A 14,807-nucleotide genomic window follows, 5' to 3' on the forward strand; every position below is an offset into this window, starting at 1 on the left:
CGATGAAGGTCCTGGTCACCGGGGGAGTCCGGTCGGGCAAGTCGCGGCATGCGGAGTCGCTGGTCGCGGATGCGCCCGCGGTGCAGTACGTCGCGCCGGGGCCGGTCCGCGACGACGCGGACTGGCAGGAGCGGATCGCCGCCCACCGGGCCCGTCGGCCGGCGCACTGGACGACGGTGGAGACCGGCGACCTCGCGGCGGCGCTGGCGACCGGCGACGCCGTGCTGGTGGACTGCCTCGGCACTTGGCTGACCCGGCTGGTCGACGACGCCGGTCTGTGGGACGCCGCGATGCCCGACCTCACGGCGTACGTCGACGCGGAGGTCGACCGGGCGCTGGCACCACTGTCGGCGGCCGGTGGCACGGTGGTCCTCGTGACCAACGAGGTCGGGATGGGGGTGGTGCCGGAGCACCGGTCGGGCCGGGTCTTCCGCGACCTCCTCGGCTCGGTCAACCAGCGGTTCGGGGCGGCCTGCGACGAGGTGCACCTGGTGGTGGCCGGACGCGTCCTCATGGTGTAGGGCGTGGCCGCCGAATGGATAGCCACGCCCTGGCCCGCTCACAGCCACGCCCAGGTGAGGAGCGTGGTGGCGAGGGCGAGCTCGATCGCCGCGCCGAACACGTCGCCGGTGACGCCCCCGAAGCGGGCGGTCGCCCGGCGGACGAGCGCGAGCACGACCAGGCCGCCGGTGACCGAGAGCAGCAGGCCGCCGAGCGCGGCGACCGGCACGGGGACGGTGCTGGTGTAGGTGACCCCGAGGCCGTCGGCGCGCGCCGCCGGCACCCGGGTGCAACACACGATCCAGAGCGCGCAGCGGCTCAGGCAGACGAGGGCGCCCGCGAGCAGGGGGAGCGCGCCGGTGTCGACGTACGCCGTCAACGCGGCGGCCTGCACGCCCGCGACGACGACGGTCGCCGTGACTCCCGCGGGGCCGCTCGTGCCGGTCTTCATGACGGCGAGGGAGCGCTCGCGGTCGTACGACGCGGTGAGCCCGTCGGCGACGTCGGAGAGCCCGTCCCAGTGCAGCGCGCGGGAGCCGGCGGCGAGCGCGCCGACGGCCACGAACGCGACCGCCAGCGACGGAAGGGAGGCGAGCGCACCGAGCCACAGCAGCGCGGCCACGAGCGCGCCCAGCGGCAGCACCGCGAGCGGAGCGAGCAGCATCGCGCCGCGGGCGGTGCCCCGATCGATGCGCTCCGGGGGCCGGACCGGCAGGGCCGTCAGCGTCCCGGTCGCGAGGCGCCAGGCGTCACCCATCGTCACGCACGGAGGTCGGGCGGCAGCAGCTCCGAGAGCAGGGCGACGTCGCGGAGCAGCGCGACCGCGCTGCGCAGCACGGGCACCGCGGCCACGGCACCACTGCCCTCGCCCAGGCGCAGGCCGAGGTCGAGCAGCGGCTCGAGCCCGAGCTTGGCGAGCGCCAGCGACTGCGCGGGCTCCGTCGAGCGGTGGCCGGCCGCGAACCACGCGGCCGCCCCCGGCTCCATCCGGTCGGCCGTGAGCCCGCACGCGACCGCCATCAGCCCGTCGAGCAGCACGGGGACCCCCTGGCGGGCGGCCTCGAGCAGGTAGCCGGTGCTCGCCGCCAGGTCGGCGCTGCCGAGGGCGGTCAGGCACGCGACCGGGTCGTCGCGGCGGTCTCCGGCGCGGTCGAGCGCCTGCTGGACCACGGCCTCCTTGTGCGCGAGCGCGTCGCCGGCCACGCCGGTGCCGCGGCCCGTGACCTCCTGCGCCGGCAGGCCGAGCCCCGCCGCGACCAGTGCGGCGGCGGGGGTGGTGTTGCCGATGCCCATGTCGCCGCTCAGCAGCAGCTGGGCCCCGGCGGCGACCTCCTCGCGCGCCACGGCGGCTCCGGCCGCGAGCGCGCGCTGCGTCTCGTCGGCCGTCAGGGCGTCCTCGAGGTGGATGGCGCCGGAGGAGCGGCGCACCTTGTGGCGGCGAACGTCGTCGGGCACGCCGTCGAGGTCGTCGTCGACCCCGAGGTCGAGCACGCGGACGCTGACGCCGTGCGCCGCGGCGAGCGCCGAGACACCGGCCCGGCCCGCGACGAACGTGCGCACCATGGCGGCCGTGATCGCGGGCGGGTACGCCGAGACGCCGTGCCGCGCGACCCCATGGTCGCCGGCGAAGATCACGAGCCGCACGTTGTGGAGCTCGCGCGGAGGCACCGCGTCCTGGGTGGCCGCGACCCAGACCGCGAGGTCGCCGAGCCGCCCGAGCGCCCCCGCGGGGGTCGCCAAGGCGGCCAGGCGCTCGGATGCCGCAGCCGCGACCGCGGGGGACGGTGGGGCGATCACAGGCTCGCCGCCAGCTCACGCCGCTCGGTCACGGCCGACGCGCGGCTGTGCAGGCGGCCGACGAGACCGGTGAGACCGATGCCGATGGCGCCCCACAGCGTGGCCAGCGTCAGCAGCGACGCGCGGCGGAAGTACCAGAGCACGTCGGCCGGGAAGTCGCCGATCTCGTTGACAGCCGGCAGCAGCTGGCCCGTGACGACGACCGCGACGACGTAGAGGCCGGCGCCGGCGAGCACCGCGCCGTACGTGCCGATCTCGTCGAGCAGCCGGATGGCGAGCAGCGACGAGAGCGCCGCGAACGCGACCGAGATCAGCATGAAGCCGAAGTACCAGCTGGTGCGGTCACCGATGGTGTCGCCCGAGCCGACGGCCGGTGGCGTGGCGGGGTACTTCAGGAACGGCACCAGCGCCACCGAGACGAAGCCGATCAGGCAGACCAGTGCGGTGGACTGGCCCGGGCTGAGCCGGCCGATGCGGCCGACCACCGACGCGGCGACCAGGGCGACGAGCCCTCCGATCGCGACGCCGACGGCGACGGAGCCGGTGAGCAGGCCCCAGGTGCGCTGGTCGTGACGGGACACCGTGGTGCCCTCGTCCTCGTGGGAGTGCGCCGTCCCGTCCGCCGATGCCGCCTCCTCGAGGGCGATGGCGGTCTCGACGTGCGGTTCACCGACCTGGTGCGCGACGAGGAACGTCGCGAAGCCGGCGAGGAGGCCGACCAGCAGCCCCCGGACGAGGAACGCTCGTGCGGTCATGCTGGCGCCCCGTCTCAGTGGCAGGGGTAGCCGAGCAGGTGCCGGCCGTCATGGACCCACTCGTGGATCGCGGTTCCGGCCGGGATCGAGATGGCGCCCTGGTCGGCGCTGATGAAGAACAGGACGAGCAGCCCGAGCAACCCGAAGAAGAGCGCCCACGGGGCGATCTCCCGGAACGGGATCGAGGGAACCTCGACGACGGGCGAAACGGGTGCGGCAGACGTCTGCGACATGTGTCCTCCTCAGGGATTCGTGCGTCCCTGCTCGAATGGGGATTGGACGGACACTCGGGTCTGACTCCACCGCCCTCGAACTGGTCGGAGGCGGTGTCACAGTAGCGCGACTGTGCCGGATTCCCACCGGCTTCCTCGTGCCCGCGGGCGTCAGCCTAGGGCATCCACACCGATGGCGGACAGGGCGTCCAGCAGTGCGGTCGTGCGCGCCGGCGGACGCACTGCGATCCGCACCCACGACGGCCCGAGTCCGGGGAACGTGTCCGCCCGGCGTACGGCGACTCCCACTCGGCGCAGCGCGGTGTGGACGTCGGGGCCGACCTCGGCGAGCACGAAGCTGGCCCGCGACGGGATGTGCCGGATCCCCATGGTTGACAGGGATTCTTCGAGGAAGCCGCGCCAGTCGGCGATCTCGCGGGCCCGTCGGGCTGCCTCGGCGCGCGCGGTGTCGGTCGAGCAGGCGACCATCGCGGCGGCGGCCGTGGTCGAGACCGACCACGGCACCTGGCCCTCGCGCAGTCGGTGCACGGTGTCGGCGTCGCCGAGCACGTAGCCTGCCCGCACTCCCGGTATGCCCCAGTGCTTGGTGAGGCTGCGGATGACGACGAGGCCGGCACGCTGCTCGCCCGCGAGGGACTCCGGCTCCCCGGGGACCGCGTCCATGAACGCCTCGTCGACGACGACGAGCCGGTCGTCGCGCAGCAGGGCCTCGACGTCGGCCCGTGAGTGCAGGACCCCGGTCGGGTTCGTCGGGTTGCCGAGGACGACGAGGTCGGCGTCGTCCGGCACCACCGACGGATCGAGGGTGAAGGGCGCGGAGAGGACGACCTCGGTCACGACGTGGCCGGCCTGGCGCAGCGCGGCGTGGGGCTCGGTGAACTGGGGGTGCACCACCACCGGACGCCGCCAGCGCCGGAGGCGGGCGAGGAGCGAGAACGCCTCCGCCGCTCCGGCGGTCGCCAGGACGCCGTCGGCCGCGCGACCGTGGTGCGCGGCGATCGCGTGCTCGGCCGCGGTCGCCGACGGGTAGCGGACGGCGGCGTCCAGGCTGTCGTGGAGCGCCCGGTCGAGCCACGGTGGGCGCGGGCCGTCGTAGACGTTGACGGCGAAGTCCAGGAGGCCGTCGACGGCCTCGACGTCGCCGTGGTGGCGGAGTGCCTGATCCAGGGCCAGGTCATCCACGGGCGTGCACCGCCTCCGCGAAGCGTCGGGCCAGCTGCGGGTGGCCGGCCCAGTGGGTGTGCAGGTACGACGCGTGCAGGGTCTCGGACGCGAATCCGACCGCGTCCCCGTCCACCGTCCAGGCGGCTCGGCCGTTGCTAGCCGGGACGACCTGCGTGCGGTGGAACTCGTGCCCGGTGACCGTCTCGCCCGCGCGGGTCAGGAGGTTGTCGGTGGTCGCCGTCATCGTGGGGTAGCGCAAGGTCAGCCGCTCGGTCATCGCGGCCTCCGCCGCGACCGCGCCGACCATGGGGGAGGAGTCCAGTGACGTGCAGAGGTAGAGCAGCCCGGCGCACTCGGCCACGGTCGGGACGCCGTCCGCGAGCGCCGCCGCCAGCTCGCGCCGGAGCACCACGTTGCCGGTGAGCTCGCTGGCGTGCACCTCGGGGAACCCGCCCCCGAGATAGATGCCCGCGGTGCCGTCGGGTAGGCGCGGGTCGACCATCGGGTCGAAGCCCACCACCGCGCACCCGGCCGCCCGGAGCAGCTCCTCCGTCTCGGCGTACCGGAACGTGAACGCACGCCCACCCGCCATGGCCACCACGGGCCGCACGGTGGTCGAGGAAGGCGCGCCAGCGCCTGCCCTTCGAGACGGTTGCTGCGCAACCTCCTCAGGAACCATCTCGAAGCCACCGAGCGCAGCATCTGCGTCCCACGGCTCGGCGTCGAGGTCCGGCGCGGTCCGCGCGAGCGCCAGGACGGCGTCGAGGTCGACCAGCTCGGCGATCCGGTCGGCGAGCCCGTCCAGGGCGTGCCGCGCCTCCTCGCGCTCGGCGGCCGGCACGAGGCCCAGGTGCCGGGACGGGACGCCGAGCGCCGGGTCCCGCCCGATCGTGCCGAGCACCGGCAGGTCGATGGAGTCCGCGACCTCGCGCGCGTGCCGGGGCGAGCCGGCCTGGTTGAGGATCACGCCGGCAACGCGCACGCGGGGGTCCCAGGACGCCAGGCCGTGCACGACGGCGCCGATCGTCCGCGACGAGCGGGAGATGTCGACGACCAGCACGACCGGCGACCCGGTCAGCTGCGCGACGTGCGCCGTGGAGGAGAAGCCGCGGCCGCCGATGCGACCGTCGAAGAGGCCCATCACGCCCTCGATCACGGCGACGTCGGCGCCACGGGCACCGTGCAGCAGCAGCGGCACGATGCGCTGCTCGCCGACCAGGTGCGGGTCGAGGTTGCGGCCGGGTCGTCCGCAGGCGAGCGCGTGGTAGCCGGGGTCGATGTAGTCGGGCCCGACCTTGTGCCCGGAGACGGTGTGGCCGGCCCGGGTCAGGGCGGCCATGAGGCCGGTGGCGACCGTCGTCTTGCCCTGGCCGGTGGCCGGGGCGGCGACGACGAGGCGCGGCAGGCTCACCACTCGATCCCCGCCTGGCCCTTCTGGCCGCGGTCCATCTGGTGCTTGACCTTGGTCATCTCGGTGACGAGGTCGGCGGCGTCGACGAGCGCGGGGTGGGCGCGGCGGCCGGTGACCATCACGAACTGCCGGCCGGGCCGCTCCCGGAGCGTCGCGACCACGTCGTCGACGTCGACCCAGCCCCACTGCATGGGGTACGTGAACTCGTCGAGGACGTAGAGGTCGTGCCGCTCCTCGGCGATCCGGCGCTTGACCTCGGCCCAGCCCTCGGCGGCGTCGCGGGCGTGGTCCTCGTCGTCGCCGGCCTTGCGCGCCCACGACCAGCCGGAGCCCATCTTGTGCCACTCGACGGGGCCGCCCTCGCCGGTCTGGGCATGGAGCTCGCCGAGGCGCTCGAGCACGGTCTGCTCGCCGATGCGCCACTTGGCGGACTTCACGAACTGGAAGACCCCGATGTCCCAGCCCTGGTTCCAGGCGCGGATCGCCAGCCCGAAGGCCGAGCTCGACTTCCCCTTGCCGTCGCCGGTGTTGACCATCAGCAGCGGGAGCCGCCGTCGCTGCGCGGTGGTGAGCCCGTCGTCGGGCACGACGAGCGGTTGGCCCTGTGGCATCTCAGCACCCCCACGTCTCGTGGTGGATGGCGTCCGCGAGGGGACGCCGCTGCCGCCACCCGTGACGCTCGAGGTCGGGCTTCTGCTGCAGCCGGGTGACCGGTCCGAGGCACAACCACGCGACCGGGCGCACGCCCTGCGGGAGCCCGACCAGGTCGGCCAGGAACTCCTCGCGGTAGAAGGAGACCCAGCCGAGGCCGAGGTCTTCGGCGGTGGCGGCGAGCCAGAGGTTCTGGATGGCCAGGCAGGTCGAGTAGAGGCCGGCGTCGTCGATCGCGTGCCGGCCGAGCACCTGGCTCCCGCCACGTGCCGGGTCGTAGGTGACGACGATGCCGAGCGCTGCCTCACGGATGCCCTCGATGCGGATCCGGTCGAAGGTGCCGCGCCGGTCGGCGGGCAGCGAGTCGGCGTACGTCGCGCGCTCGGCGTCGACGTGCCGGTGGAAACGATCCCGGGTGACGGGGTCGCGCACGAGCACGAAGTCCCAGGGCTGGCTGAGGCCGACGCTGGGAGCCGCGTGGGCGGCGCCGAGGATGCGCTCGAGCGCGTCGTCGGTCAGCGGCTCGCGGCTGAACTCGGCGCGGACGTCTCGGCGGCGTTCGATGACGTCGTACAGGGCCGCGGCGCTCACGCGGCCCGCCCGTCCCGCACGACCCCGGTGAGCGCCTCGGCGCTGACCTCGGCGACCGGCAGGTGCTCGGCCCGCAGGTGCTCGGCGAGCGCGGCGGCCAGGCCGAGCCGGAAGGATCCGCTCTCGCAGTCGACGACGACCGTGCTGGCATCGGTGCCGGCCACCAGCCCGGCGGCCACGCGGGACCGGGCCACCGGGTCGGCTCCCGCCGTGGCGCGGCCGTCCGTGACGACGACCAGCAGCGGCCGGCGGCGCGGGTCGCGGATGCGTTCGAGCTCGATCACCCGCGCGGACGCCAGGAGCCCCTCGGCGAGGGGCGTCCGCCCGCCCGCGGGGAGGGCGTCGAGGCGGGTGGCGGCCACGTCGACCGAGTGCGTCGGCGGCAGGGCCAACTCTGCGGCGTCGCCGCGGAACGTCACCAGGCCCACCTTGTCGCGCCGCTGGTAGGCGTCGAGCAGCAGGGACAGGATCGCGGTCTTGACCTGCTCCATCCGCCTGCGGGCCGCCATGGATCCCGACGCGTCGACGCAGAACAGCACCAGGTTGGACTCCCGCCCCTCCCGCGCGGCGCGGCGCAGGTCGGTCGGCAGCAGCCGGAGCGCCCCGCCCGTGCGACCGCGAGCGACCTGGTGGGGCGCGGCCGCGCTGACCGTGGCCGGGAGGTGCAGCGGGCCGCGGCCGTCGGTCGACGCACCGATCCGGCGGCCGTCGTCGGTGAGCGCCCGGCTGCGTCGCCCCGCTTCACCGGCACCGGTGCCTCGGGCGGTGAGCAGGCGGGCACGGTACGGCGTACCGCTGCCGACCGTGCTGGTCGAGGACGGCGTGCTCTCGGTGGTTGAGGAAGGCGCGTCCTCGGTGGTTGAGGAAGGCGCGTCCTCGGTGGTTGAGGAAGGCGCGTCCTCGGTGGTTGAGGAAGGCGCGCTAGCGCCTGTCTCGAAACCATCACCACCCGGGCCGTCCGGATCCGGATCGGGATCCGGCTCGTCGCCGAGCACCTCGTCGAGCAGGTCCTCGTCGAGCCCGGGGGCGTCGAAGGGGTTGCGTCGCCGGCGGTGCGGGAGGGCCAGGCGCGCGGCGGCGCGGATGTCCTCGGTGGTGACCTCGTCACGGCCGTGCCAGGCGGCGTGGGCGACCGCGGTGCGGGCGGTGACGATGTCGGCGCGCATCCCGTCGACCTCGAACGCCGCGCAGAGCTCGGCGATCCGGAGCAGGGCGGCGTCGGTGAGCGCGACGTCGGCGACCCTGCTGCGGGCGGCGGCGATCCGCTCGGTGAGGGCGCGCTCGGCCTCGGCGTACGACGCGGCGAAGCCGTCGGGGTCGGCGTCGTGGGCCATCCGGCGGCGCACGACCTCCATCCGCGTCGCCGGGTCGCGCGGCGCAGCGACCTCGACGGTGAGCCCGAACCGGTCGAGGAGCTGGGGGCGCAGCTCGCCCTCCTCGGGGTTCATGGTGCCGACCAGCACGAACCGGGCCGCGTGCGAGACCGAGACGCCGTCGCGCTCGACGGTCGACCGGCCCATGGCCGCGGCGTCGAGGAGCAGGTCGACGAGGTGATCGTGGAGCAGGTTCACCTCGTCGACGTAGAGGATGCCGCGGTGGGCCCTGGCGAGCAGGCCGGGCTCGTACTCCGTGCGGCCCTCGGACAGCACGCGCTCGAGGTGCAGCGACCCGAGGACGCGGTCCTCGGTGGCGCCGACGGGCAGCTCGACCAGCCGCACCGGTCGGGCCTCGACGGGTACGTCGGCGGCGAACGGGCCGTCGGGGGAGAGCGGCGCCGGGTCGAGCGGGTCGCTGGAGAAGCGGTCCCCGGCCACGACGTCGATCGGCGGCAGCACGGCCGCGAGCGCCCGCACGATCGTCGACTTGGCCGTGCCCTTCTCGCCGCGGACGAGCACGCCGCCGATCTCGGGCGACACGGTCGTCAGCATGAGGGCCAGGGCCATGCCGCCGGGCTCGTCGGAGCCGACGACGGCGCTGAAGGGGTACTGCTGTGGCATGTGAGGCTCCCGCTCGCTCGCCAACGGACATCTGTCGGATGCGTGGCGCGAGGCCGGTCTTCGGACTTCCCGGGTCTGTGTCTCCACAGCCACGGGTCACCGCAGCGGGCCTGTGCCGGACTCTCACCGGCTTCCCAGATTCTCCCCACCCGTCGGACGGGCGGAGCACCTCGTGCCGCGGTCAGGCTAGCGGCTCGACGACCTCGCGGACCCAGCGGTCCACCTCGCGGCTGCTGCGCAGCCGCACGATCGGCAGGTCGGGACGGGCGGCGGCCACGAGGGGGATGCGCTCGTCGTAGAGGTTCCGGGTGTTGATCGCCCAGCGCACGATGTGCTCGCGGTCGGTGAAGAACGTGTGCAGCGGGCCTTCCTGGTTGCCGTTCCACAGCTCCTCGCGACGCACTCGCCGCCGGACCGTGCGACGTACGACACGGCTCAGCGTCACGGGGAACGGCAGGTCGACCCACACCACCAGGTCCGCGCGCTCGATCAGCAGCGGACGGGCGTAGTCGTACTGCCACTCGCAGACCCAGGCCTCGGACGCCACGACCGCGTCGACGTCGGCCTCGAACTCCGGGCGCTTCGTCCACCCGGCCCCGTGGTGCAGCGCGTCCATCTCGGTGTAGGGCAGCCCGAGCAGCGCGCCGACACGACGAGCGAGCGTGCTCTTGCCGCTGCCGGAGACGCCGGCCACCGTCACGCGCCGGGGCCGGTGCGGCAGCGGGTCCGTGGCGGTGAGCACCGCGGAATCCTACGACCGCTGGTGCTCTAGGGTCGGGCGAGTGCCCGAGCCCGAGAAGTCCCGCATCGCCGTCGTCGGCATCGGCGCGGACGGCTGGGCGGGGCTGACCGACGACGCCCGCGACCGGGTGCTCGGCGCCGAGGTGCTGCTCGGCGGCGAACGCCATCTCCGCCTGGTGCCCGACGTGTCGGGACAGCGCCGCGAACCCTGGCCGCGGCCGCTCGCGGACGGGCTCGCCGCGTTGCTCGCCGCCCACGACGGACGACGCATCGCGGTGCTGGCGTCCGGTGACCCGTTCCTCTCGGGCATCGGCTCGAGGCTGGCCGGGCTGCTCGGCGCCGCGCGCCTCGACGTGCTGCCGGCGGTCTCGTCGGTCGCCCTCGCCCGCGCGCGGATGGGCTGGTCGGCCGAGGCGAGCACGGTCGTCACGGTCGTCGGCCGCGACCTGCACGCGGTGCTCCGCGAGCTCGCCCCCGGCTGGCGCGTCCTCGTGCTCTCGTCGGACGCCGACACCCCGGCGGCGCTGGCGGCACTGCTGGTCGATCACGGGTACGGCGGGTCGCTGATGACCGTCCTGGGCGACCTCGGCGCCACCACCGAGTCGCGCGTCGAGGCGACGGCGGACGCGTGGACCGGTCCGGCGCCCGCCCTCAACGTGGTCGCGCTCGAGCTGCGCGGACCGGTCGTCGGGGCGTGGGCGGCCGGGCTGCCCGACGAGTCGTTCGAGCACGACGGCCAGCTGACCAAGCGTGACCTCCGGGCGAGCGCCCTGGCGCGCCTCGCGCCCCAGCCCGGCCAGCTGCTCTGGGACGTCGGCGCCGGAGCCGGCTCGGTCGCGATCGAGTGGATGCGGTCGCACCCCACGTGCGCGGCAGTCGCGGTCGAGGCCGACCTCGACCGGCTGTCCCGGATCGCGCGCAACGCCGCGCGGCTCGGCGTACCCGGCCTCGAGGTGGTCGGCGGACGCGCCCCCGAGGCCCTGGCCGCCTTGTCGGCGCCGCACGCCGTCTTCGTCGGCGGCGGGGCCACGGCGCCCGGCCTGCTCGACCTGTGCACTGACCGGCTTCGTCCCGGCGGCCGGCTCGTCGTGCACGGGGTCACGCTCGAGACCGAGTCAGTCCTCGCCGCGGCGTACGCCGAGCACGGTGGCGAGCTGACCCGGCTGGCCGTCGAGCACGCGACACCGATCGGGTCGTTCACCGGCTGGGCACCCGCCCGCACCGTCACCCAGTGGAGCTGGAGCAAGCCATGACCGTGCACTTCGTCGGGGCCGGCCCCGGCGCCGCCGACCTGATCACGCTCCGCGCGGCCACGATGCTGGCGGCGGCCGACGTGGTGCTCTACCCGGGCACGTACCTCGACGAGGCGGTGCTCGGGCACTGCCGCGCCGACGCCCGGCTCGTCGACACCCAGGCCCTCGACCTGGACGGCATCCTGGCCGAGCTGGTCACCGCCCACGAGGCGGGCCGAGACGTCGTCCGGCTCACCTCCGGCGACCCGTCGGTCTACTCCGCCGTCGCGGAGCAGACCCGCCGCCTCGACGCCGCCGGCGTGCCGTGGGACGTCACGCCCGGCGTGCCGGCGTACGCCGCCGCGGCCGCCCTCGTCGGCCGGGAGCTGACCGTCCCGCTGGTGTCGCAGTCGGTCGTGCTGACCCGCACCCAGGCGCGGTCGAGCGCGATGCCGGAGACCGAGTCGCTGGCAGCGTTCGCGGCCACCCGCGCGACCCTGGTGCTGCACCTCGCGATCTCCCGCACGCGGGAGCTGATGGGCGAGCTGGCGGGGGAGTACGGCGCGGACTGCCCGGTCGTCGTCGTCCACCGCGCGTCGCAGCCGGACGAGCTCGTCCTTACCGGCACCGTCGGCGACATCGCCGACCGGGTCGAGGCGGCGGGGCTGCGCCAGGCCGCGGTGATCCTGGTCGGCCGGGCGCTGGCCCGCGACGGTGGCGAGTCGTGGCTGTACTCAGGAGTCCGCGACCGCGCGTGACGTCCAGACCGCGCCGCTCGGTGCGACACGGGTGCGCGAGCACCCCACGATCAGCAGGCATTTCATGTCGATCGACGCGGGATCGAGCTCGGCCAGCGTCGTGACGGTCAGCGACTCCTCGGCCCGCCCGACGTCGCGGCCGACGACGACCACCGTGTCGTCGGGCCGGTGCGCCAGCAGCACCTTCTGCATCTGCGCGACCTGGTGCGTGCGGCTGCGCGACGCCGGGTTGTAGACGGCCAGCACCAGGTCGGCCCGGGCGATCCCCTCGAGGCGCTGCTCGATGACCGCCCACGGCTTGAGCCGGTCGGACAGGCTCATGACGGCGAAGTCGCCGCCGACCGGCGCGCCCGCCCGGGCGGCGACCGCCTGCACCGCGCTGACACCGGGGAGCACCCGCACCGGCACGTCGGCGTACGTCGCGTCCTCCGCGGCCTCGAACACGGCCGCGGCCATGCCGAACACCCCCGCGTCGCCGCCCGACACCACCGCCACCCGCTCGCCGGCCTTCGCGAGGTCGAGCGCCAGCCGCGCCCGGTCGAGCTCGACGGTGTTGCCCGACGCGTGCCGGGTGAGCCCCGGGCGCTGGGGCACGCGGTTGACGTACGGCGCGTAGCCGACCACGTGGTCGACCTCCGCGAGCGCCGCCGCCACCTCGGGGGTCACCCACCGGTCCGGACCCGGTCCGAGCCCGACCACCAGCAGCTCCGCGCCGCGTTCGGTCGTCGTCTGGTCACCAACGACGGGACCCCGCGCCCGGCGGCCCACACCGTGCCGCGAGTCACCGGCCACGACGATGAGGGAGAAGTACGGCACGGACGCCGGGTCGACCTCGGCAGCGGGCAGCCACCGCTCGGCGGGCATCGACGCGCGCTCGACGTACACCGCGTCGTCGAGCCGGCCGGCCGCCTCCAGGGCACGGCGGACGGCGGGGAAGGTCCGGCCCAGCTTCATGATGATCGCGCCGTCGGTGTCGGCGAGCCGGCGGGCGAGCTCGGGCTCGGGCAGGGTGCCGGGGAGGACCGTGAGCACGTCGGTCTGACGCACCAGCGGGGAGGAGACGACGGCCGCCGCCGCGGCGAACGCGGGGACGCCCGGCACGATCTCCGTCTGGTACGTCGCGGACAGCCGGTCGTGCATGTACATGTACGACCCGTAGAACAGCGGGTCGCCCTCGGCCAGCAGCACGACGTCGCGGCCCGCGTCGAGGTGGGCGGCGAGGCGGGACGCCGCGGACTCGTAGAACTCCGCCATCGCGCCCGCATAGCCGCCCGGGTGCGCCGTCGACCCGGTCGTCACGGGGTAGCGCAGCTCCTCCTCGATGACGCCGGCCGGGATGAGCGGGTCGGCGATCCGGCGCGCGTTCGACTGCCGGCCGACGCCGGCGTGGAAGGCGACCACGTCGGCGGACCCGATCAGGCGCGCGGCCTTGAGCGTGACCAGCTCGGGGTCGCCCGGCCCGACGCCGACGCCCCAGAAGCGTCCCGGCGTCGTCACTCCTCCTCCTGCGCGAGTGCGTTGACGGCGGAGGACGCCATCGCGGATCCGCCCCGGCGACCGCGGACGGTGACGAACGGGATGTCGATCCCGTGGTCGGCGCCGAAGGACGCCAGCGCGGCCTTCGACTCCGCCGCGCCGATGAACCCGACCGGGCAGCCGACGATCGCCGCGGGGCGCGGAGCACCGTCGACCAGCATCTCGAGCAGGTGGAAGAGCGCGGTCGGCGCGTTGCCGATCGCGACGACCGCTCCGTCGAGCAGCGGCTCCCAGAGCGACACCGCCGCGGCGGTGCGCGTCGTGCCCCACGCCGACGCAAGATCGGGCACGCGGGGATCCGTCAGGAAGCAGTGCACCCGGTTGCCCGCCGGCAGCCGCCCGGCGGTGATGCCCATCGCGACCATCCGCGCGTCGGCGAGGATCGGCGCTCCGAGCATGAGCGCCGACCGCGCGGCGTCGACGACACCCGGGTGGATCACCAGGTCGTCGACGAGGTCGGTCTGGCCGGAGCCGTGGATCATCCGGACGGCCAGCCTCTCGGCGTCGGCGGGTACGCCGTCCAGTCGTGCCTCCCGCCGGATCGTCGCGAACGAGTCGACGTAGATGGCCGGCCCGTCGGCGACGTACTCGTAGCGGCGCGTCGGGGCCCTCATGCCGGCACCAGGACGCCACGCCACGGGGTGACCACGAGGTCGCCTCCGCGGGCCGCCAGGTCCGGCGCGATGACGCCGTCGACCGCAGGCACGTGCTCGCCGCCGGGCACCGCGCCGTACGGCAGTGGTGGCGACGGCGCCGGGACGCGTGGATCGGCCGGTGCCGTCGGCGCCAGCTGCGCCGGCAGCTCGGCCGCGTGCCACTCCGACGTCCGCGCGGCCAGGAACGCCGTCGCGAGCTCGACCAGTCTCGTCGGCGCGTCGGTGAGGTCGACGACCTCGGACCACGCGTCCGCGACCCGCAGCTGTGCCGCCGACGAGTCGAGCGCAACCAGGCCCAGGTCGGCGGTCCGGTCGAGCAGGTCGCCGCGGCCGTCGTCGAGCACGAAGAGGAAGCGACCCGGCAGCGCCGCCAGGGCGGGGGTGGCGCACAGCAGCCGGTCCAGCTCTGCAACGACCGGGCGCAGGTCGGCCCGGCCGCCGGCGAGCCCGGTCTGCGGGGAGGCCATCACGTTGCGGGCGAGCTCGTGCGTGCGGGAGGGGAGCAGGCCCGTGGCCTCGAAGGCCGCGACGATGCCGTCGGTGACGGGCGGGAGGCCGCGCACCTGGAGGTTCGCCCGGTGGGTGAGGCGCACGTGCCCGTCGCCGTACGTCGTGGCCACCTCGCCGAGGGCCCGCAGTCCGGCCGCCGGGAGCCGTCCGCCGGGCAGCCGGAGCCGGACCAGGTTGCCGTCGGCGGCCGGCCACGGCCGGAGCACGCCGGGGCAGCGATCGCGCCGCGTTCGGGTGGTGGAGCTGCTGGTCACGAGGGTGGTCCTCCGCGGTC

The 14,807-nt window shown here is 75.1% G+C and carries 14 protein-coding genes, 1 pseudogene and 2 riboswitches; of the genes and pseudogenes, 3 read left to right on the top strand and 12 right to left on the bottom strand.

The genetic code is table 11. The features are described 5' to 3' along the window. Nucleotides 1–2: 2 nt before the first annotated feature. Nucleotides 3–521, top strand: coding sequence for a bifunctional adenosylcobinamide kinase/adenosylcobinamide-phosphate guanylyltransferase (cobU, locus tag ACFQQI_RS07115; RefSeq protein WP_378560052.1), 519 nt, complete (start codon nt 3–5; stop codon nt 519–521). 38 nt (nt 522–559) lie between these two features. Here the strand turns inward: cobU and ACFQQI_RS07120 are convergent, their stop codons facing one another. The 9 genes and pseudogenes from ACFQQI_RS07120 to ACFQQI_RS07160 form a co-directional block, all read right to left on the bottom strand. After that, nucleotides 560–1,258 (bottom strand): adenosylcobinamide-GDP ribazoletransferase, encoded by a 699-nt coding sequence (locus tag ACFQQI_RS07120; protein ID WP_378560783.1) that lies wholly within the window; start codon nt 1,256–1,258, stop codon nt 560–562. A gap of 2 nt (nt 1,259–1,260) precedes the next feature. Next, entirely contained in the window at nt 1,261–2,298 is a 1,038-nt protein-coding gene (gene cobT, locus ACFQQI_RS07125; protein WP_378560055.1) for a nicotinate-nucleotide--dimethylbenzimidazole phosphoribosyltransferase, read from the bottom strand. After that, nucleotides 2,295–3,053, bottom strand: a complete 759-nt coding sequence (locus tag ACFQQI_RS07130; protein WP_378560058.1) for a CbtA family protein — start codon at nt 3,051–3,053, stop codon at nt 2,295–2,297. Before ACFQQI_RS07130 ends, cobT begins: the two co-directional genes overlap by 4 nt. A 14-nt stretch (nt 3,054–3,067) precedes the next feature. After that, nucleotides 3,068–3,286 (bottom strand): CbtB-domain containing protein, encoded by a 219-nt coding sequence (locus tag ACFQQI_RS07135; protein ID WP_378560061.1) that lies wholly within the window; start codon nt 3,284–3,286, stop codon nt 3,068–3,070. Between the two features lie 58 nt (nt 3,287–3,344). Further along, a riboswitch (cobalamin riboswitch) is annotated at nt 3,345–3,421 on the bottom strand. A 15-nt stretch (nt 3,422–3,436) separates the two neighbouring features. After that, nucleotides 3,437–5,861 (bottom strand): annotated as a pseudogene (locus ACFQQI_RS07140) (cobyrinate a,c-diamide synthase). Beyond that, a complete protein-coding gene (gene cobO, locus ACFQQI_RS07145; RefSeq protein WP_378560064.1) occupies nt 5,858–6,472 on the bottom strand; it encodes a cob(I)yrinic acid a,c-diamide adenosyltransferase in 615 nt (204 codons plus the stop codon). Before cobO ends, ACFQQI_RS07140 begins: the two are co-directional and overlap by 4 nt. 1 nt (nt 6,473) lies before the next feature. Further along, a complete protein-coding gene (gene bluB, locus ACFQQI_RS07150) occupies nt 6,474–7,103 on the bottom strand; it encodes a 5,6-dimethylbenzimidazole synthase (RefSeq protein WP_378560067.1) in 630 nt (209 codons plus the stop codon). Further along, the gene (locus tag ACFQQI_RS07155; protein ID WP_378560070.1) at nt 7,100–9,100 is read right to left on the bottom strand and encodes a VWA domain-containing protein; all 2,001 of its coding nucleotides are present in this window, start codon (nt 9,098–9,100) and stop codon (nt 7,100–7,102) included. Before ACFQQI_RS07155 ends, bluB begins: the two co-directional genes overlap by 4 nt. A gap of 33 nt (nt 9,101–9,133) precedes the next feature. Next, nucleotides 9,134–9,288: riboswitch (cobalamin riboswitch) on the bottom strand. Further along, on the bottom strand, nt 9,282–9,842 hold the full coding sequence (locus tag ACFQQI_RS07160; protein WP_378560073.1) for an AAA family ATPase: 561 nt from the start codon (nt 9,840–9,842) through the stop codon (nt 9,282–9,284). Its footprint overlaps the riboswitch before it by 7 nt. A 40-nt stretch (nt 9,843–9,882) precedes the next feature. Between ACFQQI_RS07160 and cbiE the strand changes: the two genes are divergently transcribed. Further along, nucleotides 9,883–11,094 carry a precorrin-6y C5,15-methyltransferase (decarboxylating) subunit CbiE gene (gene cbiE, locus ACFQQI_RS07165; RefSeq protein ID WP_378560076.1) on the top strand — a complete coding sequence of 404 codons (1,212 nt, stop codon included), beginning with the start codon at nt 9,883–9,885 and terminating at the stop codon, nt 11,092–11,094. Beyond that, complete coding sequence (locus tag ACFQQI_RS07170; RefSeq protein WP_378560079.1) at nt 11,091–11,831, top strand: cobalt-precorrin-4/precorrin-4 C(11)-methyltransferase; 741 nt, start codon at nt 11,091–11,093, stop codon at nt 11,829–11,831. Before cbiE ends, ACFQQI_RS07170 begins: the two co-directional genes overlap by 4 nt. Here ACFQQI_RS07170 and ACFQQI_RS07175 read toward each other — a convergent pair. Genes ACFQQI_RS07175 through ACFQQI_RS07185 form a run of 3 tightly spaced genes read right to left on the bottom strand, consistent with a single transcriptional unit; the run spans nt 11,808 to nt 14,787 of the window. Continuing rightward, nucleotides 11,808–13,328: a precorrin-2 C(20)-methyltransferase gene (locus tag ACFQQI_RS07175; RefSeq protein WP_378560082.1), complete on the bottom strand. Its 1,521-nt coding sequence runs from the start codon at nt 13,326–13,328 to the stop codon at nt 11,808–11,810. The genes ACFQQI_RS07170 and ACFQQI_RS07175 overlap by 24 nt on opposite strands. Then, complete coding sequence (locus ACFQQI_RS07180; RefSeq protein ID WP_378560085.1) at nt 13,325–13,981, bottom strand: precorrin-8X methylmutase; 657 nt, start codon at nt 13,979–13,981, stop codon at nt 13,325–13,327. Before ACFQQI_RS07180 ends, ACFQQI_RS07175 begins: the two co-directional genes overlap by 4 nt. Next, nucleotides 13,978–14,787, bottom strand: coding sequence for a nitrite reductase (locus ACFQQI_RS07185; protein ID WP_378560088.1), 810 nt, complete (start codon nt 14,785–14,787; stop codon nt 13,978–13,980). Before ACFQQI_RS07185 ends, ACFQQI_RS07180 begins: the two co-directional genes overlap by 4 nt. Nucleotides 14,788–14,807: the final 20 nt, after the last annotated feature.

It is taken from the genome of Nocardioides sp. GCM10030259 (genome assembly GCF_042666375.1).
In the GTDB taxonomy this organism is placed as follows: domain Bacteria; phylum Actinomycetota; class Actinomycetes; order Propionibacteriales; family Nocardioidaceae; genus Nocardioides.

Coding starts and splice junctions, on each gene's coding strand:
- cobU (WP_378560052.1), top strand. CDS start 3: ATGAAGGTCCTGGTCACCGGGGGAGTCCGGTCGGGCAAGTCGCGGCAT.
- ACFQQI_RS07120 (WP_378560783.1), bottom strand. CDS start 1,258: ATGGGTGACGCCTGGCGCCTCGCGACCGGGACGCTGACGGCCCTGCCG.
- ACFQQI_RS07130 (WP_378560058.1), bottom strand. CDS start 3,053: ATGACCGCACGAGCGTTCCTCGTCCGGGGGCTGCTGGTCGGCCTCCTC.
- ACFQQI_RS07135 (WP_378560061.1), bottom strand. CDS start 3,286: ATGTCGCAGACGTCTGCCGCACCCGTTTCGCCCGTCGTCGAGGTTCCC.
- cobO (WP_378560064.1), bottom strand. CDS start 6,472: ATGCCACAGGGCCAACCGCTCGTCGTGCCCGACGACGGGCTCACCACC.
- ACFQQI_RS07155 (WP_378560070.1), bottom strand. CDS start 9,100: ATGCCACAGCAGTACCCCTTCAGCGCCGTCGTCGGCTCCGACGAGCCC.
- ACFQQI_RS07170 (WP_378560079.1), top strand. CDS start 11,091: ATGACCGTGCACTTCGTCGGGGCCGGCCCCGGCGCCGCCGACCTGATC.
- ACFQQI_RS07180 (WP_378560085.1), bottom strand. CDS start 13,981: ATGAGGGCCCCGACGCGCCGCTACGAGTACGTCGCCGACGGGCCGGCC.